Origin of the sequence: Shewanella sp. BF02_Schw (genome assembly GCF_014596695.2) — a bacterium.
In the GTDB taxonomy this organism is placed as follows: domain Bacteria; phylum Pseudomonadota; class Gammaproteobacteria; order Enterobacterales; family Shewanellaceae; genus Shewanella.
In genome coordinates, this window is sequence record NZ_JABKAW020000002.1 from 545,604 (window position 1) to 566,460 (window position 20,857).

Annotated in this window: 21 protein-coding genes; 4 read left to right on the forward strand and 17 right to left on the reverse strand. The window is 38.3% G+C overall.

Features of this window, described 5'->3' with window-relative positions:
* Positions 1-186: 186 nt before the first annotated feature.
* On the reverse strand, positions 187-1,053 hold the full coding sequence (locus HNW13_RS10775; protein ID WP_101086102.1) for a pirin family protein: 867 nt from the start codon (positions 1,051-1,053) through the stop codon (positions 187-189).
* A 221-nt stretch (positions 1,054-1,274) separates the two neighbouring features.
* Here HNW13_RS10775 and HNW13_RS10780 point away from each other — a divergent pair, with 221 nt between their 5' ends.
* Positions 1,275-2,222: a hypothetical protein gene (locus tag HNW13_RS10780; RefSeq protein ID WP_192115476.1), complete on the forward strand. Its 948-nt coding sequence runs from the start codon at positions 1,275-1,277 to the stop codon at positions 2,220-2,222.
* Positions 2,223-2,418: 196 nt separating this feature from the next.
* Here the strand turns inward: HNW13_RS10780 and HNW13_RS10785 are convergent, their stop codons facing one another.
* The 6 genes from HNW13_RS10785 to HNW13_RS10810 all read right to left on the reverse strand — a co-directional run bounded on the left by HNW13_RS10785 (position 2,419) and on the right by HNW13_RS10810 (position 8,737).
* The gene (locus HNW13_RS10785; protein ID WP_192115475.1) at positions 2,419-3,216 is read right to left on the reverse strand and encodes a hypothetical protein; all 798 of its coding nucleotides are present in this window, start codon (positions 3,214-3,216) and stop codon (positions 2,419-2,421) included.
* Positions 3,217-3,747: 531 nt separating this feature from the next.
* The gene (locus tag HNW13_RS10790) at positions 3,748-3,999 is read right to left on the reverse strand and encodes a superinfection immunity protein (protein WP_101086105.1); all 252 of its coding nucleotides are present in this window, start codon (positions 3,997-3,999) and stop codon (positions 3,748-3,750) included.
* An 836-nt stretch (positions 4,000-4,835) separates the two neighbouring features.
* Positions 4,836-6,386: a PAS domain-containing methyl-accepting chemotaxis protein gene (locus HNW13_RS10795; RefSeq protein ID WP_192115474.1), complete on the reverse strand. Its 1,551-nt coding sequence runs from the start codon at positions 6,384-6,386 to the stop codon at positions 4,836-4,838.
* 457 nt (positions 6,387-6,843) lie between these two features.
* Positions 6,844-7,341: a hypothetical protein gene (locus HNW13_RS10800; protein ID WP_162022311.1), complete on the reverse strand. Its 498-nt coding sequence runs from the start codon at positions 7,339-7,341 to the stop codon at positions 6,844-6,846.
* 24 nt (positions 7,342-7,365) lie between these two features.
* A complete protein-coding gene (locus HNW13_RS10805) occupies positions 7,366-7,614 on the reverse strand; it encodes a hypothetical protein (RefSeq protein WP_101086109.1) in 249 nt (82 codons plus the stop codon).
* Between the two features lie 574 nt (positions 7,615-8,188).
* Positions 8,189-8,737 carry a hypothetical protein gene (locus tag HNW13_RS10810; protein ID WP_174839625.1) on the reverse strand — a complete coding sequence of 183 codons (549 nt, stop codon included), beginning with the start codon at positions 8,735-8,737 and terminating at the stop codon, positions 8,189-8,191.
* A gap of 745 nt (positions 8,738-9,482) precedes the next feature.
* Between HNW13_RS10810 and HNW13_RS10815 the strand changes: the two genes are divergently transcribed.
* Entirely contained in the window at positions 9,483-9,860 is a 378-nt protein-coding gene (locus HNW13_RS10815) for a hypothetical protein (RefSeq protein WP_101086110.1), read from the forward strand.
* 184 nt (positions 9,861-10,044) lie between these two features.
* On the opposite strand, the gene HNW13_RS10820 is transcribed toward HNW13_RS10815, so the two are convergent.
* Complete coding sequence (locus HNW13_RS10820; RefSeq protein WP_243756243.1) at positions 10,045-10,695, reverse strand: class I SAM-dependent methyltransferase; 651 nt, start codon at positions 10,693-10,695, stop codon at positions 10,045-10,047.
* Positions 10,696-11,108: 413 nt separating this feature from the next.
* On the opposite strand from HNW13_RS10820, the gene HNW13_RS10825 reads away from it, so the two are divergent.
* Positions 11,109-11,360 carry a hypothetical protein gene (locus HNW13_RS10825; protein ID WP_101086111.1) on the forward strand — a complete coding sequence of 84 codons (252 nt, stop codon included), beginning with the start codon at positions 11,109-11,111 and terminating at the stop codon, positions 11,358-11,360.
* Between the two features lie 93 nt (positions 11,361-11,453).
* Here HNW13_RS10825 and HNW13_RS10830 read toward each other — a convergent pair whose 3' ends face one another.
* The 6 genes from HNW13_RS10830 to HNW13_RS10860 form a co-directional block, all read right to left on the reverse strand.
* Entirely contained in the window at positions 11,454-12,218 is a 765-nt protein-coding gene (locus HNW13_RS10830) for a lysozyme inhibitor LprI family protein (protein ID WP_192115473.1), read from the reverse strand.
* A gap of 179 nt (positions 12,219-12,397) precedes the next feature.
* Positions 12,398-12,814: a hypothetical protein gene (locus tag HNW13_RS10835; RefSeq protein WP_192115472.1), complete on the reverse strand. Its 417-nt coding sequence runs from the start codon at positions 12,812-12,814 to the stop codon at positions 12,398-12,400.
* A gap of 198 nt (positions 12,815-13,012) precedes the next feature.
* Complete coding sequence (locus tag HNW13_RS10840; protein WP_347813087.1) at positions 13,013-14,332, reverse strand: M24 family metallopeptidase; 1,320 nt, start codon at positions 14,330-14,332, stop codon at positions 13,013-13,015.
* A gap of 128 nt (positions 14,333-14,460) precedes the next feature.
* The gene (locus tag HNW13_RS10845; RefSeq protein WP_192115471.1) at positions 14,461-14,859 is read right to left on the reverse strand and encodes a hypothetical protein; all 399 of its coding nucleotides are present in this window, start codon (positions 14,857-14,859) and stop codon (positions 14,461-14,463) included.
* A gap of 700 nt (positions 14,860-15,559) precedes the next feature.
* On the reverse strand, positions 15,560-16,261 hold the full coding sequence (locus HNW13_RS10855) for a CPBP family glutamic-type intramembrane protease (RefSeq protein WP_192115469.1): 702 nt from the start codon (positions 16,259-16,261) through the stop codon (positions 15,560-15,562).
* 462 nt (positions 16,262-16,723) lie between these two features.
* A complete protein-coding gene (locus tag HNW13_RS10860; RefSeq protein ID WP_192115468.1) occupies positions 16,724-17,734 on the reverse strand; it encodes a substrate-binding domain-containing protein in 1,011 nt (336 codons plus the stop codon).
* A 321-nt stretch (positions 17,735-18,055) separates the two neighbouring features.
* On the opposite strand from HNW13_RS10860, the gene HNW13_RS10865 reads away from it, so the two are divergent.
* Positions 18,056-18,334, forward strand: coding sequence for a tyrosine-type recombinase/integrase (locus HNW13_RS10865; protein WP_347813084.1), 279 nt, complete (start codon positions 18,056-18,058; stop codon positions 18,332-18,334).
* 139 nt (positions 18,335-18,473) lie between these two features.
* On the opposite strand, the gene HNW13_RS10870 is transcribed toward HNW13_RS10865, so the two are convergent.
* From HNW13_RS10870 to hpt, 3 genes are all read right to left on the reverse strand, one after another.
* The gene (locus tag HNW13_RS10870; RefSeq protein ID WP_101086119.1) at positions 18,474-19,244 is read right to left on the reverse strand and encodes an ABC transporter permease; all 771 of its coding nucleotides are present in this window, start codon (positions 19,242-19,244) and stop codon (positions 18,474-18,476) included.
* Positions 19,244-20,179 carry an ABC transporter ATP-binding protein gene (locus tag HNW13_RS10875; protein WP_192115467.1) on the reverse strand — a complete coding sequence of 312 codons (936 nt, stop codon included), beginning with the start codon at positions 20,177-20,179 and terminating at the stop codon, positions 19,244-19,246. The genes HNW13_RS10870 and HNW13_RS10875 overlap by 1 nt, the downstream gene beginning before the upstream one ends.
* A 146-nt stretch (positions 20,180-20,325) precedes the next feature.
* Entirely contained in the window at positions 20,326-20,856 is a 531-nt protein-coding gene (gene hpt / locus HNW13_RS10880) for a hypoxanthine phosphoribosyltransferase (protein WP_011638672.1), read from the reverse strand.
* Position 20,857: the final 1 nt, after the last annotated feature.

Below are 20,857 nucleotides of genomic sequence, written 5' to 3' on the forward strand. Positions count from 1 at the left end.
TATATGAAAAATGCTTACCGCTATTTGCGAACGATTTATCTTGCCAGAAGGAACAGATAATAAATAAGATTGGTGTGAGCAAAGGTCTTAAAACAAACCTAAGCCAGATGTCAGCTATTGTAGCAATTTTATTCGCAGTTCGCTGACAAATATTTATCGATAATTCAGCTTATTTTGAGGGTAATGCTAGGTAATTTGGCCAAAGTGGCCTTGCTGATAATCACGAACAGCTTGCTCTATCTCAGCCTGGGTATTCATCACAAACGGCCCCATGTGGACAATTTTTTCGTTAATCGGCTTGCCCGCTAATATTAACAACCCAGCACCTGTGGCCTCGGTTTGAAAATGACAGACTTCAAGCGCATTTAAAACTAAAAACTGCCCTGCTCCTGCAGTTTCTCGCAAACCTTGTGCATCAATATAGTTAAGCTCGCCTTGATACACATAAGCGCACACCGTTTGGTGCTCTGCAAGATTCAGCGTGCAGTGACCATATTCAGTTAACGTTAAATCAGCAATTGCCCCATGGCCAGCTAACCCCTGAAGAGTTGAAGTAATCTTATGTGGCTCATGATTAAAACCCCAACTCCCCGCCAAGGCAACAAGCGTTGCGCCGTGTTCGTTATTTATACGGGGATTAGTCTGTTTACTGCTGTCTTGATAAATAGGCGGACGCATTTTGTGTTTTGCTGGCATATTGATCCAAATTTGAAACCCATGCAGCCCTTCTTTGGCATCTGCTAATGGCATTTCAGAATGCAGCACGCCACTGCCAGTACTCATCCACTGCACATCTCCGGCACGAATAGGTTTAACATTGCCCATTTGATCGCGATGTTCAAAGCCGCCTTTACGAATATAAGTAAAGGTTTCTACACCTCTATGTGGATGCGGCGGAAAACCACCAATAAAATCTTGTTCATCATCAGACTTAATCTCATCGATCATTAAATATGGATCAAAACGAAGCTTATCAAAGTCGGCAATACGATTAATGTTTACACCATCACCGTCCATTGCGGGCAAAGCGCTAAAACGCTGTAATACTTTCATGAAAACCTCGGTGATGAAAAATAACTATTTAATAATAGCAGGCTGTTAACTGAATAAATATTGCATAATAGTGTGATTTTCTTTCGATAAAATAGACCAATTAACAAGGATGATGTCTTTTGCTCAAGCAAGATAAATTTATCCACATCAATTTATGAACTTTACCTTCTGTTAACAATCAAAAAAGGACTGATAATACTGCGATAAAGTGATTGATATAAATGGAAGTAATAACGGTTGGCTGGGAGCCACATCACTCTCGATCTTCAACACACTCCTCTAAAGAAGCATATTGGCTTAAGCCTGTACTCACGGCATTCATCATCCATGTTTTATTGATTTATGTGTTGATTGCGTTTTGGTACCAAGACACGACGCAACGAGTGTCAGCTTTAGTGGTTAAGCCTTCGCCCACCGCAATAAAAAGCTATCTCATGACTTCGGCGCAATACCAATCAATGACCCAAACAAGTTTATCACCCAAGCTTAATGACCTAGAAAATGCCCAACCCGTACAGAGTAAACCACCCATTGTTGATATAAATGCTGATATAGATGTTGATGTTGAAATTGATGAAATTGATGTTGATATTGAAATTGACGAGAGCCCATCAACAACCATAAAGACTAAAGAGACGCAGACCTCTTTAAATGAAGACACCCCCCTCGATAACGTGATGCCATCAAACAATAAGCCCAACAACATACGATCGACTGCGAGTGCGAGTGCAAAAATACCTAATGCATTGCCTAATCAAATAAAACCAAACACGACCACTGACATCAACAAGTCCGCGCCATCATTAGCGTCAATACAACAAGCCACTAGCCATTTTATACAAAATAATATTGCAGCATTAGACACACTCATAGGATCGCAAACTGCATTACAAAACAAACCCACTGGCACTATGAGTGAAATGGACCTTAACCTTGATTTTATAGAGTTAGCAGCAGAAATTGATATCAGCCAACCGCATACCTTTAACCATCGGCTAGACCCTAACAGAATAGTAAAACAGGGCGATTATTGTTACCGGGTGGTTGAATTGGCAACTCAAGTGAATCCTCATGGATGGGGACTAGGATTTGCAACATTTTGTGGCGAAGACCAAGTCAAAAAACAATTAACAGAAGCGATTCGCAAAAGAGTCAACGCCGTAAAATGAGTTACTGAATTGGCATGGTCATATCAACATCTGGCATCACTATCCTAGTCAATGATAAATAAGCCGCTAATACCGCAAATACAATACCCAAAGCCCTTTCCTTATGATGATTCCTGACTAGGACCTAAGATGCCACACATGGCCAATCTATCTTTATCAATAAAATATAAATGAATAAACAGCTATGAGCACTAAGCTATTGCATGAGTGCATTCATGACAGGCATAAAATGAAGCCCACCAGCCACAAACATGACTCGTTCATTATTATCGATCGCGGTTTTCACCTTGTTAATGGCGCTATTATCCCTAAACTCATTTACACGATCTTTAATCGCTTTAAGCGTCGTAAATTCAGAGGTGCTGAGTTGTTGATCAAAAATAGTTGCCGATGAAAACTCAACCCACGATACAGATTTCCCCACCATGGTTGATAACATAATGTCTAACTCAGCAATTGAATCTGGCTTAACATTTAGGTGATATTCTGTTGCAGGAAAACCAGATTGTCCGAGCAGATTAGACATCTTACTTTTCGCGTCGGCAAGACTAACATTACTGAGCAACTGTGGTGCTTGTCTTAATAAATAAAATACCTTTAGGCTTTCATCATCAAACTTCTCTAACACAAATTTAGCTTCACTTAGGCTATCGCCTTCCCAAGTTGTTACTTTGACATGATGCTGCTTAGCTAAAAACTGTAAAAACCCCATTTCACCACAGCACTTAATCGCTTCAGCTTTAGACATTTTATCAGGCCAATAACCACCTTCTAACAACACTAAAGTGGGATTAAGCTCATTAAAAAGGCGTTCTATATCGACAAGTTGAAGATCATTAACATCGTTTGTATGTGTAGTGCCAATAATCATATAGCCACGGTCTAATGAACGTAACAATGACAAATTAGATGTAGGCTTATATCTGTCATTCGCTTGAACATTCAAACACACACCTAACACCAATAATGTCACAACCGTTATCATTTTTTTCATCGTATTACTTCCCTGTATATCCAGATATAACTGACGTTATCTTTTGATAATTAACATGAAACAAAGGATTGCCAACACAGTTAATAACCAGCTTAACTATCGATAAAAATCGCCAGTATTATGCTAACTATTATCAAGTTTTTTAGTTTTTACCCCTTACTCAAAGCAATTGAATGCTACAAGCTATTGCACGCACACGCTTTTTCACCGCTCTTTTGAATCCACTCTTCGTATTGTCCTTCAGGACATTGATTTTTTATGGTTTTGCATTGAGCGCCATTACGTGAGTATTCGCCACCAATAACTTTCTCGATGAACTAATCGTTAACCTGAGCACTAAAATCTTTTTAAGAACAACCAAGTAAGAGTGCGATGATGACAATTGATAAGTATTTCATGTAATATCCTTTTGCATTTTATACCGAAAACTGACGCCAAAAACCGGCACTTAAAAGCATCACAAAGTGAGCGAAAAATAAGTGCATATAATGATTTTTATGGTTTATGGTGAGTGTATATTATTGATAGAAGTTAACTTTCAGCGTTAACTTTATTAGCGTATTTACCAATAACTTTACCCGTGGTAGCCCACACTATAACGCCGCCCCACGCAATAAAAGAAAACCCTGCAGGGATACACGCTAACAGAATATATTTAAAGTGTTTTCGATTAAAAAATAATGCCAAAATAGCAGGAAGAAACCAAAGAGTCAGCCCCCCAATAACTAACACCACTAAAAAAGTATAATTCTCATTTGCGACTATTTCATTTATAAATTCCATTTATTACGTTCTCCCTAATTGATAAGTGCAACGGATTATACTAAAACATAAAGCCTAAATAACAAGCTAAAAGTCATCGTATTATAAAAAATGCCTTATTTACACAAATCATCATTTTTAGTTGAAACATTATTGACACTATTATTGCCGTTTTTGTGCTGGCCGCTAGTCTAGTAGACACTTCTCATGCCGATGTCACTTGTATTAATTAAACTATGGCTTACGTCCACTACGCCTGTTTAGTACTCATTGCTTATTCGGACACCGACCATTACAAACCACTTAACCAGCTGATTTAAATATAATATCTAGCTTTAATCTTTATTAACCATCAAAGAAAAAACCATACACCCAAAGCGATACTCGGCAAAAGAATACGATAACGGCATACAAAGAAGGCTGTAGCACACAAGCTAACACAGTTGATAAACAGCACTTATTTAAGCCATTGATATGCACATTCGCGATGTACAGTGTATTGATGTTGTTGATTGATTGGTTAGTGGGTGGGTTGTTTAGTTGGTTAGTTGGTTAGTTGGCAGGGTAACCGCATGAGTGTGCGTTTTTTGAACACTATAAATAATTTCAATACTTAATCACTTCCAATCATTCATGAAGTGATAACGTACTGAACAAATATAGTTCTAAAAACATACTTAATCTGTATAAAAAACGTTCACAACCTCACCCTGGGTTAGTTGGTTAGTTGGTTAGTTGGTTGGTAAGTTGGTAAGTTGGTTAATTTGTTTTGGCAGCAAGATGCTCAGCAGAGTCAACAAAGTAAAATTACCTCAATTATACCGAAGTCATCACCTCACAATTTGTGATATTACAATCTAATTAAATTGATTTACCAACTCTGTTTGACGTATACCCTGACCACTAATTTCTTGGCTATGTATTGCTGCATTATGACAATTTTGTTCAAATTGATTAATGCCATCTTGTAGTATCATCGCGTTGTTATAAATTTGATTAACAACAGCAGCTTGCTCTTCTGCCGCCACTGAAATCTGCTCGCCATTACTTTCGATAATACTCATCACTTCACTAACCGAAACCAGGCTTTTCTCGAGTATTTGACTAGAATCAATACTCTTATCTATTAACAAATGGCTTTGCTCCATCTGTGCAACGGCTTCTGCAGTTGTACGACTAAGTGAATTTATAATAGCGTGTATTTCATGAGCAGAAGTTGCCGAGCGACTGGCCAAGTTACGCACTTCATCCGCGACCACAGCAAACCCTCTACCAGCCTCTCCAGCCCTAGCGGCTTCAATGGCGGCATTGAGCGAAAGCAAGTTTGTTTGCTGTGCAATACTCTCGATCACCTCGACAACTTGGTTTACATTTTGACATTGCTTATTCAGCGAAGAAATAGCAATACGAGATTCTTCCAATAAGTTATTAATTTCCGTAGTCACGATTTGACTGCTGGCTAATGCCACCTTAGTTGACTCTATTTGTTCAACTAAGTGATGAATTTCTGTGGTTGAATTTGTCGTATTTTTAGCTATATCAGTAACAGACGAGCTCATTTGGCCGATGGCTGTGACAACTTGCTCAAGGTTTTGTGATTGCGTAACTAACTGATTTTGATTGGCTTGATTTTGTTGTTGATGCTCTTCTAAACCTTGCTGTAATTCCTCACCACTGTCTTTTATACGTCCAACCACCGCCAGCGTTTCAGCTTTTTGCATCCGTAGACTTAATTCGATGTGAGAAAGCTCATCGGTATAACCTGTATAAACAAATTGATTTAGTGGATTATTATGTATTGTTTCACTTAATATCAATATGTTACTAAAACGCTGTTTAAGAACATAAAGCGGCCGACAAAAACAGATAATGGCAACAATAAATGCGACGACGGTGAAAAAACCACTTGAGTAAGGCAAGGACATCAACAACCCAACAGATAGCAACCAAGCGAAAAAAAGTTTGGTAATAATACTGGCGCCAAGCTTAGGCTTAGCAGCTTTACCAGCATTAATTGCATCGTAACAGGCTTGAGCACGTTCAGTCAGCTCTGCTTCAGGCTGAGTTCTTACCGACTGATACTCGCAAATAATACCGTTACGTTTAATCGGGGTCACATAAGCGTTAACCCAATAATACTGACCATTCTTGCAGCGATTCTTCACCAATCCCATCCAGCTTTCCCCTTGCTTTATGGTGTCCCATAGGTCACTAAATGCAGCTTTAGGCATATCTGGGTGGCGTACTATATTGTGGGGTTTATTAATTAGCTCATCTTCTTTATAACCACTAACCGTCATAAAGTCATCGTTAACATGAGTAATAATACTGTCTAAATCGGTTGTTGAAAGGATCATATAATCCGACGGATAAGTGACTTCTTCATCGATGATATCTTTTGTGGTCATGTTGATATATTAAACGTCATTGAGTTAAATAATTAAGCTGATTATTAAACAATCAGCATTTTTTGTATGTGATGACTCACGACTTTAATCAGTAAATAATTAACATCTTTGAAATATTTGCGATGGGTCACACTGACAGTTATCCAGACTCACAACAGTTCAAAGTATTGACTCGATCATATAATGGGCAAGAAAATGGCTATCATCATGATTGATTGGTTTTTATTCTTGAGGTTTTGAATTGCGATGTTGTTTCGCATAATTAAAGCTTAGAGAAGCAATAGGATAAAGAGATTTAATACTTTTCCTATACCGAGCAAAGACAATCGTGGCTATGGTGACACCAACTGTGACCCCAAAAGGATGCTTTCGAGTCTGCTTTTTGACAGAATGGAGTAATAAATTAAGCGTTAACTCGCACTGTCTAACAGAGTCTTTCCCCTGCACACGTGTTAACTTAATCGAATGATTTAGATGCTTTAGAGATGACATCGATACCCTCCTTTAATTGGGAGACAGTGTCTTTGAAGCCAAAAAAACGAATAAGCCGTTTTTGCCAATACAGCAAGCCAACTAAAACCAACATCATTGTGAGTAGAAATACCCCTAAGCCAATAAATATGCTGTGAGTGAGGCTGTAGATCACAATCCCGGAGCAAACACATAAACTGAAGATAAAGAGAACTAACAATGGAATAAATAAAAGCTGGCAAACAAGAAACTGTTTTGCTGCGGCAACATTTCGTAATATTTCCATAAAGAAAAGTTGGACTGTAGACTCTGACCACTGTCCAACCTCTTGAGCTAATTTCGATGCCTTATTAAAAATATCTTTAATTTCTTCAACGTTTACGTCATCGGAGTTTACGTCCACCTCATCTGAGTTAACGTGAGGATCGGTCTGCGTGCCATCGGAGATTTTATCTTTACTGTACACTTTCTCAGTATTTTCCATAATAAAACCCCTCCGGCCGCTTTGCTATTTTATAAGTTTCGAAATCGCCCATCCCGCTAAAAAAGCACACCCGACACTTAATAAAGGGTGTTCCTTAATAAGATTTTCAGTTTGAGCTGTTGCCGATTTAACTTTTTCAGTGCCTTCACCCAATGATTCTTTCGCTTTATCTTTCAAGGAATGAACAGCCTCTGAAGTCGCTTCTTCAGCTAAGTGATAAGCATCTTCAATTTTCTGTTGTGGATCTTGATTTTTTGCCTTTGTTGTAGCCATTTCTAATCTCCTTAAATACAAAATTTATAGAGTGATATTACGCTGAAATAAATAGGGGCAATAAAAACTGTCCAATTAACACACTATTACGATAAATAGATTGGGTCAATTTATATAACATTAATAAAAAAACATGCCTAAATATTAGCGACTCTATTTTAATAAAGCGAAAGGCATACCACATTTAAACCGAAGCAACAAAAAAATAAACACCTGATAAATATAACATTTATATTTTATGATAAAAAATGAAATATTTTAATATAATTATTTTGTAGTTTTTACAAATTATTACTTTTTACTATGTAAAAGTTACTCATGAAAATAAAAATAACCATCAATAGTTGTTTCAGAATAATATGGGGGATTGTATCCAACTGGTAATAACAAAATATAACCAAACTAGAAATTAGATAGCTATTGCTCGACTAATTTCTGGTTAGGTGATTTGGGGGATGCTTATATCAATCTAACACTTTAAAAAATAACTGCGAGCCGAGTAAACAAAAGCCTACCGAATAAGTCAGCTAAAATTTACAGCAGACTAAGCAATAAGCTTGAGGCCATGCATTTTTTACTCTACTAGTGATACCTCATTCTTATCTATCTGTAACGCAGATAATTTATCAAGTAGTGCTTCAATGTTTTTTCTTCCAGCACCTTCATTGGCTAATCTAAGCCTTTTTACCGCAACAAAGGCATCCTTAAATGTTGCTGTGTGCGGTGCAATGATGGTTTCGTCAAACACAATGGATTGGGTTGCCGAATCGGTCAGTAAATATTGAACATGAGTAGTAACTTCAAAATCTAACCCAAAAATAGGTTGATCCACTTTAAGCATATTCACAACCAGTTTATATCGACCATCATCAGACAATAATCCCTGTGCTTGCAGGCTTCCCCTGACAGCACCAGAAAAGGCTTCACTGCTAATTTCTGATGTCCACAGTGGATTTGTTTTTTGACCACCAGAGACATTTGATAGCTCTATGTTGTCATTTAATACATCAAAGTAGGATTTTTGTTCACCCTGAAACGTCATATTTTTCATTTTTGCACCAGATGCGCATCCAGATAAATATATGGCCGCTACAAAAATTAAAGCCAATTTGAACAACTTCATCTATCACTCCGTTGAGTTAATAAGTTTATCTATGACAGCGTATTTGTGAAAAGAGTCAGAGTTTCGGTAAATACCCGGAACACATTTAACTGCGCAATAGTAACACGTGTTTAATTATTAATATTTTTAATAACTTACCAGCATACATTGGTTAAATCAATCCTCCTTACAACAGGAAAATAGATGAATTAATCCGTATATAAAAATATTGCCAAGTTCTCATTATTAGCGGTATCAATCATCCGCTTAATAATGAGTTGATTTGGTCGACTCTTTTAATTAACTCATTACTTGCAGTTACCAAGACAAGAGCGGGAATGTTTTTTCGTACCATTAGATAACCTATCTAACTCGCTAATGTTGTTGTGACATTACAACTCTTTTTAAGGAGTATTGTATGAGTCTTGCTGGTGAATCAACTCACTTTAATGCATCGATGTTCCTCGTCAGGCAAGTAAATTAAACCCATTTTTTGACGGGTTATTTGTTACCATTGCAGCTTTCATCCTAGGCTGTGAGGCATAGTAAGAATTGAAGAATTGAAGACTTAAGCTATTGTCATTTAGAGTGGTCATCACAGCTTAATAAACGATCACGATATTATCCTCGTCGGAAGTGTCCCTATGTGGCTATATTTACAACTGAGTAATCAATATTAATTAGCACGATTGATGTGTGCTAGATAACGTTAAATTATTCAATAAACTGTATAATTGTGGTTAATTATTAATTGGTGGAAGATGACGTGCTAACAAAAATTCTAGTGACAATATTGGTAATCCTTGGCGCTATTGTCTACTTGCGCCGTGGACGAGGGCATAAAGTTAATCGCATCGCAGATATGGCAGATGCACAAAAATCACCCCTTCTTAGTCGAGTAATTATTTACACTATGATTGCGGTGTCGATGTTAGCCTCTGCAGGCTATTGGGGCTGGAGTTGGTATGACGATAATACCGTCGTTGAAGTTACAATTACATCACCTATTGAAGCGATGACAAACAGTTACAAGGTGCGTAAAAAAGATATTGAAGCTCAGCGGATTACCACAGTCGATGGGATTCAAATTCGGTTATCTAATCAAGAGAGATTAACGATTAAAACGACTAATTCACCTCAATGACACGAAATTAATAACGCCTAAATTCTAGACCAAAATAGACCAAAATAGACCAAAATAGCACTGCCCAGTTCCCGCCTATTATCTTAATCTAGATCATTATGCTCATCATCTCGACTAGGATAACAAAACTAAATACTGAAATTAAAGTGACCAGTTTAAATCACCTTATATCCCCACTCTCTTGTTAGGTCTTTTTAGTCGCCACACCACAGCTAATATACGATGCAAACTTTGGCACTCCCTTTATATAATCACTTTCAAACCAATCGATACTAAAGCCGCTGCTTTGTATATTGTCAATCATAGGTCTATTCAAATTACAGCCACCAAAAGCGTTACCCCATAAGCGATTTAAACGATGTTGCCATTTTTTAATTGAATCGTCAGGTGCTTCTCCATGCTCACAGAAAAATATTTTACCATCAGGCTTCAACACTCTATGTATTTGCTGCATAGCGGCACGCCAATCAGCAATAGTGCAAAGAGTATAAGTTAACACAACTGAGTCAACACATTGATCATCTAAAGGAATCTGTTCACTAGGGAGACTTAGCCATTCAACCTGAATAGGCGATTTCGCTAAATTTTTCCGCGCTTTTTTACGCATCCCAGGAGAAGGTTCAAGGCCCCATATCATATTAACTTTCATAGGATTATACAAAACCATATTAACAGCAGAGCCCATACCAATCTCTAAAACATTGCCATAAGCTAAAGGCACAACTTTCTGCCTAAGCTCCATGATGACACTTGAAGAACAAGCACAATTTATAATGTGTGGAAGAATGTTGTTTTCATAAAAACTCAAAGGTAAATCCTCTGTAATAATTAACATTTGCATTCCGAAAGCTCAATATAAACCATGGCTAACATCTGCAAGCATTGGGTGTTAATTTACGATTATGATTACAGCCTAATCTAACCGCCATCGTCTATTTGCTGTTTTATATGACTCTATATGTATCTATATTAGCAGTTTCGTCAATTTAACCTTAATCACGATCTTCATATGGTTGGCACTCCAAGCACTTTTGAGTGCCAATAGGCTGATTAATATTAAACAGCCATTCATAAAGATAAGCATTAAAAGAGTCTTAAGCTCTTTCTTGGTCAGTAACATTAACGGATAACAGCGTACACCAATAGCAAGAGGGCCGGATGATAAAAGGCATCGCTAACTTTAGCCTAACCCGGCACTTTTCATTACAATAGGCTAAAGCACTTTACAGACTTTAGAGTAAACGATACATGGCCCAACCCAACAAGAAAGGTCCTTCGCGCACCGTCGATGTTTTCTGCGCTAAGTGTAAAGCACCATTGTTTAAGTATCGTAAGGGAGGTAAAGGCGCCTTAATCAAATGCTTTAAGGAGCGTATTGTCGAAGACAACACCAAGGTTCCTTGCACATGCCCAGAATGCAGCCAGATATTTGCCAGAGATACGTTAGTGAGAGGCGCACCAGCCTTTAAAATGGTGGGAGGTAAAGTTACCTTTAAATAATGACATCCTATAACGAGAAATGCTGGCCAAATAACTAAGGAAGCTAATAACTTGTTTAATAGGTACTTAGCAGCCCTAGTTTACGTTAATTATCTACACTTTATTGGCTAACGGTGCAAGTTGCTGTAAACAACGAGACTGTTCCATCCAACGATCTTCTAAAGGTATTTTGTTAATACACTTAATAGATGAATTAACGCGGCGCAAACGTTCTTCAGTCAAATTGACCTCACAACGATTAGCATAAGTCGATGGCCATGAGCCACCCGCTCCGGTCAGCGAACCAATTAATTCACATTCGTCAGATCTATAAGTACTCCAGGACAGTTGCTGTGCGGTTAAAGCCGAGATAACACGAGAGTCAGGCTGTTTTTCACCATCATAATTAGGGGCATCAGACAACAGAGCGATGAGCTCATCATGCTTTATTTTCAATTGAGCAGATGCCTTGTTCAAACTGTTAACTAATGTCAAACCAGTATGCATAGCGCTGCCTCCTGGCCAACACTCAGGACGATCGGTACAGTTTTCAAGCACTTTATCTTTTTTAGCCTCTGTTTCAGGCCAAGCATTTAACGCCAACGCTCTAGATTGGTATTTATCTAAAATACAAACATCAGTCTCACATGCATTTCGTTGTGTTAACCAAGCACGCTGACCATTAATTAAATCATTAACATATTTAGCTTGGCTTTTAATATTGCTATAAAGCGTTGCTAACGCCTCATCTGCCTTTGAAATATCAGGGTTAGCACATATGTTCTTTTCTATCGAGCTTCTGGCCAGCGAGCAATCAAAACTGGCACCTTGCACTGAAAATACGGATATCAATCCTAAGATATAAATGATTTTTCTCAACTGAGTTCCTTGTTAATGTTTGACAAAAATTAAATCATGCTAGTTCGAAATAGCGTAGATTAAGTTCATTTGCTCAATTTTTCGTTTTTATTAAAAAAATAAAACCTGACATCACTATCTTTGAAAGCTGACTTCATTTTCAAAAAATTACCCATAGTAAAGTCGTGAAGTCGTGAAGTTTACAGCAGACTTTCAACACCCAAAAAGTCTAACGCCAACAGCAGGCTAACGCCAATAATCATAAAAACAACCAGACTTATCAAGCTGACAAAAAGTACTCGCCAGTTAGAATGAAAATCTAAATCATCGTTATTGGAGATGACTTCTTTTGTAAATTGAAACTTTTCAACTAACAGTCTCGTAGAAATAATCGTGATTATAGGAATGATCATATTTGGAAAGTTTTCTGGCAAAAAAGGTAAAATTGAGATGAAAAATGTAATAACCAAAGCACCATAGCGATTCGTTTTTTTAACGGCTTCATCATCATTCAAGACGACAAAGTTCTGTTTTATGAAAAAAACTGAAGCTATTGGCCCTCCTAAAAATGCGCCTAGACTAGCTTGAACGGGTGAGTAGACTTTGCTTCCTGACATATACAACTTCCTTGTTTGCTTTACGCTGTTTTAAGCGATGAATCATAACGTACTAAAATGTGGAACGAAATAGAACCTAAAGAATGAGTAACTTGGTTCGTTGAATACACCTAACAGGAGACCTTGCCCCAACACTCGCGCACCATTGTTGTATAAAAGAGTAACTATTTTTCCCAAACAAGTTTTAATCTATAAAGCTCAGCGAGACTGAGATTTAATCAGTAAAAAAGCTGTTTGTCTGCCATTTAAATACCACACTCCCGATCCGTCAAAAATGGCATCTTCTTCTAACATAATTCTGATTTCTTTTTTCCACGGCTCAATATAAACGGCATTGTTAAGCTCAATTGAATAGGCCGTATTGAGGTGTAATGGGTAGTCACCATCACCAGGAACCCCGTCTTGCGAATCCCACATTCCCAGTGTCGTACCTGCGGCATGGCCATGATAACCCAGCGGGTGAGTATAAATTGTGGGCGTTAATCCTTGTAAAATTGCACGTTCACGAGAGCGTTTTAATACTTGGTTACCAGTAAGACCTTCAGCAAATTGTCCGGTAAATACATCTTGTAGTTTATTGCCTGATAACAGCGCCTGTTGTAAATATTGTGGTGCTTCGCTTTCGCCTGGCTTGAGTACATAAGCATGCTGCTGCGTATCCGTATTTAAACGTAAATAGGTTATGCCAAAATCAACATGCAGTAGATCGCCCGGTAAAATAATTTGCTTATCATTGTCATGGGTAACACTCGACTCGCGCGCTAAGGCAACATCATCACTACGCTGAATTGATACACTTGGATGAAACCAAGTTTGTAACTTGAGCTCAACGATACGCTCTCGTAGCCACCAAACCACATCATCAGTCGTTGTTTCCCCAGGGATAATGACTTGGTTAGAAAATGCTTCAGCAATAATTGCATGAGCCAATTTTACGATATCTTTATAAACGGCAATTTCTTCAGGTATTCGTTGCTCCAACCATCCTACGGCGACGAGTTCAGCTGAAACTATTTTTGTTTTATATTTTTCGGGTAAATGCGCTAACAAATTTTCTTTATCTGTTGCGACTAGTCCATCGGCGTGAGCCCAATGTTCCGATTGATTAACACCTATGGTATTGGGTTGATAGCTTTCAATTAACTCATTAAGAGCCAACCATTGATTGGGTTGTTTTGATTTATCCCACGCTTTTTCGAAAACATTACCAACGTTATAAGGCGCGATTGCATAAGCATCAACACTGCCGTCACCTTTACGAGCAAATACCAGTATTGTTGTGCGGCGAGCAGATATCCATGTAGCAGGTAATAGCGTTTTAATAACAGGGTCTTCATTGTATTCACGACTAATGATTACCCACATATCGAGCTTATGTTCATTCATCAACTTGGGTAATAATAGCTCTACCCGCTTAGCCAGTATGCGGTCAATAAACTCAGCTCTGTCGCGCATAGGCAATATCTCAACTGCAACTGTGGCAGATGAACTTGCCGAAAAAGTTGAAACTATAACAATTGTTAAGTAAATCCAATGAATCAAGCGCAAAATAAACTCCTTTTATCTGCCATAAGGCGTAAAACAGATGTACGATTTTGATATTAATTTTCACATCGTCCCAAAACCGAAAACATACGATGCCGTTATCACTCTTTAATATTTCGAATACCAACAAACCAAAACGAAAATGCCACGGCTAATGAATAATATGTGACCATTAACGAAAACAAAATATCGGTCGTAATGATCGCCGTTATCGCACAAGGAATAACAACTGCCAATAATAATGAGCCCAACGACAGCACGTTATAACGCCAAAGCGCATACCAGGCTAAGCTGCCATATGTCGCGGTAATAACATAAGCAACGCAAATGCCCCACAAACTGATAAATATTACATTAAAAATCGCATCAATTAAGTTTTGAACAGTAAATTGATTAACCACGGCAATTAAAGCCCAAATAAGTGTTGCAGGCAGTACTGCAAGCGGAGCAATTAGCACGCCTCGCCAAAAGGCAATTTTAATAGCACTATTTTGCTTCATAAGTTTCTCACGTCCGACTTGCAATAAGTGCCCCAAGGGGGCTGGTGGTTAACCAAGCTGATTAACCAAATTAATCAAGCTATTTCTGGCTTATTGGTTGGGTTTAGGAGCTGTTTACACTTTGCTCTATGTACTTAATGTATTATCAATAGGACGTTGAACGGCATAATTAACACGTTTGGTTTTTAGTAAATATAATTGTGCTACTAATACATTTGGAACCCAGGCAACCCAAGAAATTGCAATATAAGACGTTATAAAGTCTACATTAAATAACCACGAAAATGATGGTAGATACAATCTAAGGGTAATTGCTGAACAAGTTAAAGAGTAGTTTATTATCATCCAATAGCGATGTGCATTTACGTTACCTTTCTTGATTTGCACAAATGCCCTACTTACAGTAAAGAGACATAAAACAAATTAGATGCGCGTGTATGGCATGTAAGCTTACTTTTCTAGGTTATACTTAGAAGATGTGTTTTGGCATAGTGATTAATCACTACAGAATTTGGTAATGCCGCAAAAGATTCATTTTATTCACTATCACTTGCTATCACTGACTTGCTACGATCTAAAAACAGCTTAGCTACACAAACCAATTCTGTCCGATATCAAATAGTAAGCCAGTGTCCATCAACACTCTTGGGTGGCCATAGTGATTTTATATTGATTTTGGCCAAGTTTATAAATGCAGTAATTAATAGACCGAATAATAGAAAGCGGAAAAGCCAAATGCTAACTCAATCAATAAATGAAACGTTAATGCAGGCCATAAACTGCGCGTCTTAATGGTTAAATAAGACAATAATGGCGAGGCAAAAATCATACCTATAGCTTCGTAAATCGGTTTTTTTATGTGGAATAATACTTCAAAGATGCAGACAATAAGGGTCATTATCACAGCCGCCGCCGTCGGGTTGATTTTGTAATGCTGAGTTAAACAATATTGGCCACCACCCAATAAAAATCCTCGGTGAAGCACCTCCCAGCCAATGATAGTCGATACGGTAAAAATTAAAAAACGTTGAAACTTCCCTGCCTCTCTTAGCCCCTCTAAAGAACTGCCATGACGATAATGAGATAAATAATCTGCGGCAAAAAATTGTAGATAAACGAATAAACAAAGCAAAAGACCCAAAAACGCAGCCATAAGTAGCAGGTTTTCACGATTAATTGTTGGTTTAGAGAAGTACAATTGTTTTAACGGTATGGCCAGCAATAAAACGAGAACAAATGGAAAGATTAATCGACTTATAATCCAATAACCTTTAACCCCTCCTGAAGCTAAAAAGTTATTGCTGACATACACACCAACAACCTGTGTCAGTAATATCACTATTAATAATATACAAAAAGGAGCCGCCATTTTAATGGTAAGGCTCTGATCTTGGTGTGGCATACTCATTCTTCCATTCAGGCTTTTTATAAGATTGGAGTGTAATTGAACCACCTTTCATATGTGAGATCGATTATTATCAGCAACACACATTATTTACAACTAATCTTGCTATCAAAATTTTGGTCTAACAAATAGCGTGCTTAATAAGCAGAAAATCAGTATAAAAATATGTGAATAACCCCATTCTCGGCGATGCTCAACGTTTTGACCTGTCGAATTATCAATCCCGCAAAGAAAAGCATTACGTACTAAACGCGAGCAACAGTGGCAACTTTCTATATACAGGGAAAAGGCGTGTCATTTAAGCTAACAATGGTTTGTCTTGGCCTGGCCATCTTTAATTACCCTTTTCAAAGGGTAATTAAAGCGTTTTTCATTGTTAATTGCTAATTGTTTAGACGACAACTTTGGGTGGCTATGTTAATTTTATGTTAATTCTATTTCAAGCGACATTAAATATGATTACAATCCCGCACTCTTGTTACAGGTATCAACATTCTCTGGTGTGCAAACTGTGATAGGAGTGTAAATTGTTTTCTCATATTTTTGTTCTGTTACAATCTTATAAAGTGTCAAAATGGCTTGTCTTCCCATTTCATATGGGTTTTGACCAATATTGATATGAGCAAGTTGATCTTCCAACATAGTTAATTGTTCAGAAGATGTATCAGTAATAATAATGATGACCTTGTTGTTATTAATTTTTGCCTGGTACGGGGCAATCATTTTACGGTAAAGTGCTTGATCATTTTGTGCCCAACCACCAACAGTAATAAAGGAATCTGCTTTTACAGGTTTACCTTTCATTACAGACTCCATTTGATTAACAGATTGATCCAGCTGATCAAAATTAAAAAAAGGTTCTCTAACTTCAGTCCAGCCCGAGTCGTTATTAAGCAATTCGCCAGGAGGTGTATCGTATTTTTTCCCCGATAATGCGGAACGAACACCCATAAGTCTTAAATTCAGATTGGGAGAATCTGGTCGCCCAGATTGCATTATTAGCGTTCCCCCATTGGGCCGAAGTTTTTTTAACTCTTCACCTAATGATTTACCCAATTCAAAATTATCAGTGCCTATATAGGCTAGACGTATATTATTAGGGTCTTCGTTGATTGAAGCATCAAAATCAGAGTCATAGGTAATAATCGGTATGCCTGCTTCTTTAGCTCTCTTCAGGCTATTGTTAACGAGATATTTAGACTGTGTAACGGCTACCGCGATACCATCGACACCTTCATCAATCAATTGATTTATTACCTGATCTTGCATCCTAACATTACTTATATCTGGTCCTCGATATATGCATTCCACGCCTTTTATTTGAGCGGCGGCATCTATACAACCAGCTTTACTTTGCTCAAAAAAAACACTATTAAATTTAGGTACCACAGCAAGTTTCAATTCTTTTCCATAGACAGAAAATATGGGTATTAGACTAAAGACAATAAACAGTACAAGTGATCTCGCCATACCCCCTCCAGAAATAAATCAAAGCGCTACTTTACTTACAATAAAATATAGCAAAGGAATTCATTTAAAGATACGAGCTGAAACGGTATTACCGAACATATCAGTGTAGGCTAATCGATATTGTTGTGTTTTGAACTCCCCCATGCGTCAGGATAGCAACACCATACCAGTAACCAATTGGTTCTAATTTTTGAATGCCTGTCTTAATAATGAAGCGATGACTTCCCTCCCATCATAAAAAAATTCCACCCATCATTTAAATAAGTAACATATCTCGTTTTCATTGCTTTGGAGAGAGTTCTTTTTCCTTCGATTCACTGTGTGTCACATCCAATTAATGGGTATCTGTGTCGACACCACATTGATCCAACAACATTTAGAAAGGCATTTAAAAAAGCAGTTCAGAAAGCGACTATCACTAAACGCATTACCGCCCATACTTTTAGGCATTCTTTTGCGACAAACTTACTTAGGCGTGGGCACGACATTAGAACGGTACAGGAGCTATTAGGCCATACCGATGTAAAAACGACCCAAATTTATACTCATGTAGCTGGTTTACACCAAACCGGTGTACAAAGCCCAATGGATTATAGTTAGCAGTAATAATTACTTAGTCCGAGGTCAAGCCTATTGAGTAAACCCCTGTTAAATAACGCCCATAAAAAAGGACTCTTACGAGCCCTTTTACACTGAGATGATAACAACCGCTTTGGCTGCGGCTTACCGCCTATGAGACTTAGCTACGCAAACCAATTCCACGCGATATTAAATAATAAGCCAGTGTCCATAAGCTGACACAAAAACCAACCATTATGGCAATCGATAACGGTACACTTAAGTCAGCAAAACCTAAAAAGCCATAGCGGAATACGTTGATCATATACACAACTGGGTTTAAGCCCGATACACCTTGCCAAAAAGGTGGCAATAACGATAACGAGTAAAATACTCCACCTAAGTAGGTTAATGGTGTGAGAATGAATGTTGGAATAATACTGATGTCGTCAAAGCTTTTGGCAAATACCGCATTAATTAACCCGCCAAGTGAAAATAACACAGAGGTTAAAAACATGGTTAGCACGACCAAGCCAACATGATGTAACGAGATATCAACAAACAACATCGCCACTGTGGTAACAATTAAACCAACACTTAGACCACGAGCGACGCCGCCACCGACGTAACCGGCTATCATCACGTAATGTGGCACTGGGGCCACCATAATTTCTTCAATGTTGCGTTGAAACTTGGCGCTGTAAAACGATGAGGCTACATTAGAATATGAGCTGGTTATCACCGACATCATGATTAAACCTGGCGCGATAAACTCCATGTAGGTAACGCCGCCCATTTCTCCGATACGGCTACCAACTAAATTACCAAAAATTAAAAAGTATAACGTCATGGTAATGGCTGGCGGCACTAGTGTTTGGATCCAAATACGGGTGAAGCGATTAATTTCTTTGGTTAAAATACTTTTAAAAGCCACAAAATACAGACTGTTCATTATTTTGACTCCTTGGCTTTTTCTACCAGCTCTACAAATAATTCTTCTAAGCGGTTAGCTTTGTTGCGCATCGACAATACTTCGATATTGGCTGCTGTTAACTGAGTAAATAATTCATTGATATTGTTCGATTTGGCCACATCGACTTCTAAGGTATGTGCGTCAGTTAAGCAGCAATTCATATTGGTGAGCATTGGTGCTACGTCGAGATCGTGTCGTAAATCGAAAATAAAGGTTTCAACATCTAGCTTACTCAATAATGCCTTCATGGTGGTGCATTCCACCAGCAAACCGGTATCGATAATACCAATGGTGCGACACAACATTTCAGCTTCTTCAAGGTAGTGGGTGGTTAAAATAATGGTCACACCTTGCTTGTTGATTTGTTTTAAAAATTCCCACATTGAACGGCGCAGTTCAATGTCGACCCCAGCTGTTGGCTCATCTAAAATCAATAATTTAGGTTCGTGCATTAACGCACGGGCAATCATTAAACGGCGTTTCATACCGCCAGACAGTTCGCGGGCTTGGGCGTGACGCTTTTGCCATAAATCAAGTTGGGTGAGGTACTTTTCAGCACGCTCTAATGCAACCGCTTTTGGTACGCCATAATAACCCGCTTGGTTAACCACTATTTGTTGCACGGTTTCAAACTGGTTAAAGTTAAATTCTTGCGGCACTAACCCGATGCATAACTTGGCATGTTCGAGCTGCTTATCAATATCAAAACCAAATACCGACACTGTACCTGCGGTTTTCTGTACCAATGAGCTGATAATGCCGATGGTGGTAGATTTACCCGCACCATTAGGGCCAAGCAGGGCAAAAAAGTCACCTTGCTTTACCGTCAAACTGATCGACTTAACGGCTTCTACGCCACCTTTATAGGTTTTTTTAAGGTTTTCGATCACCAATGCATTGTTGGTGTTACTCATTGTCATACCTCTAATCCATGAATTGCGAATTAAACACTTTTTATTACGTGCTGCTTATGACGTAATGTAGATGAGAAAGACGCTGAAATATTCTGACGCCCAAAACAAAACTCCCGCCTGTGTAGCGGGAGTGTATACAAATCTCATTAATCTAATGGAACCACTTTAGCGATGTAAGGCAAGTTGCGATACTGCTCTGCATAGTCGATACCGTAACCCACAATAAACTCGTCTGGGATGGTAATACCAATAAAGTCGACATAAACATCGACTTCACGGCGCTCTGGTTTATCTAATAATGTACAAAGCGCTAAGCTTTTTGGCTCACGGAGTAATAACATCTCGCGCACTTTGTTTAAGGTGTTACCTGAGTCGATTAAGTCTTCAACGATTAATACGTCACGGCCGGCGATGTCAGATTGTACATCTTTAAGCACTTTCACATCACGCGAGCTGTTCATGGTATTACCATAGCTTGATACTGACATAAAATCGATTTCAACATGGCCTTTGATACGGCGACACAAATCGGCCATAAACACGACAGAACCTTTTAATAAGCCAACCATTAATAAGCGTTCACTGTCGGCGTAATGAGCATTAATACGTTCTGCTAGCTGGTCTAGGGTTTTATTGATTTCTTGTTCTGAAATCATCATTTCAATGGTGTGCTTCATA

What these genes read in the sequence shown, in the direction of transcription:
- HNW13_RS10810 (WP_174839625.1), bottom strand. Translation starts at nt 8,737, where the DNA reads ATGAAGTTGTTCAAATTGGCTTTAATTTTTGTAGCGGCCATATATTTA.
- HNW13_RS10775 (WP_101086102.1), bottom strand. Translation starts at nt 1,053, where the DNA reads ATGAAAGTATTACAGCGTTTTAGCGCTTTGCCCGCAATGGACGGTGAT.
- HNW13_RS10875 (WP_192115467.1), bottom strand. Translation starts at nt 20,179, where the DNA reads ATGAGTAACACCAACAATGCATTGGTGATCGAAAACCTTAAAAAAACC.
- hpt (WP_011638672.1), bottom strand. Translation starts at nt 20,856, where the DNA reads ATGAAGCACACCATTGAAATGATGATTTCAGAACAAGAAATCAATAAA.
- HNW13_RS10795 (WP_192115474.1), bottom strand. Translation starts at nt 6,386, where the DNA reads ATGACCACAAAAGATATCATCGATGAAGAAGTCACTTATCCGTCGGAT.
- HNW13_RS10860 (WP_192115468.1), bottom strand. Translation starts at nt 17,734, where the DNA reads ATGGCGAGATCACTTGTACTGTTTATTGTCTTTAGTCTAATACCCATA.
- HNW13_RS10780 (WP_192115476.1), top strand. Translation starts at nt 1,275, where the DNA reads ATGGAAGTAATAACGGTTGGCTGGGAGCCACATCACTCTCGATCTTCA.
- HNW13_RS10855 (WP_192115469.1), bottom strand. Translation starts at nt 16,261, where the DNA reads ATGCCACACCAAGATCAGAGCCTTACCATTAAAATGGCGGCTCCTTTT.
- HNW13_RS10870 (WP_101086119.1), bottom strand. Translation starts at nt 19,244, where the DNA reads ATGAACAGTCTGTATTTTGTGGCTTTTAAAAGTATTTTAACCAAAGAA.
- HNW13_RS10820 (WP_243756243.1), bottom strand. Translation starts at nt 10,695, where the DNA reads ATGTTAATTATTACAGAGGATTTACCTTTGAGTTTTTATGAAAACAAC.
- HNW13_RS10825 (WP_101086111.1), top strand. Translation starts at nt 11,109, where the DNA reads ATGGCCCAACCCAACAAGAAAGGTCCTTCGCGCACCGTCGATGTTTTC.
- HNW13_RS10835 (WP_192115472.1), bottom strand. Translation starts at nt 12,814, where the DNA reads ATGTCAGGAAGCAAAGTCTACTCACCCGTTCAAGCTAGTCTAGGCGCA.
- HNW13_RS10845 (WP_192115471.1), bottom strand. Translation starts at nt 14,859, where the DNA reads ATGAAGCAAAATAGTGCTATTAAAATTGCCTTTTGGCGAGGCGTGCTA.
- HNW13_RS10800 (WP_162022311.1), bottom strand. Translation starts at nt 7,341, where the DNA reads ATGGAAAATACTGAGAAAGTGTACAGTAAAGATAAAATCTCCGATGGC.
- HNW13_RS10805 (WP_101086109.1), bottom strand. Translation starts at nt 7,614, where the DNA reads ATGGCTACAACAAAGGCAAAAAATCAAGATCCACAACAGAAAATTGAA.
- HNW13_RS10790 (WP_101086105.1), bottom strand. Translation starts at nt 3,999, where the DNA reads ATGGAATTTATAAATGAAATAGTCGCAAATGAGAATTATACTTTTTTA.
- HNW13_RS10785 (WP_192115475.1), bottom strand. Translation starts at nt 3,216, where the DNA reads ATGAAAAAAATGATAACGGTTGTGACATTATTGGTGTTAGGTGTGTGT.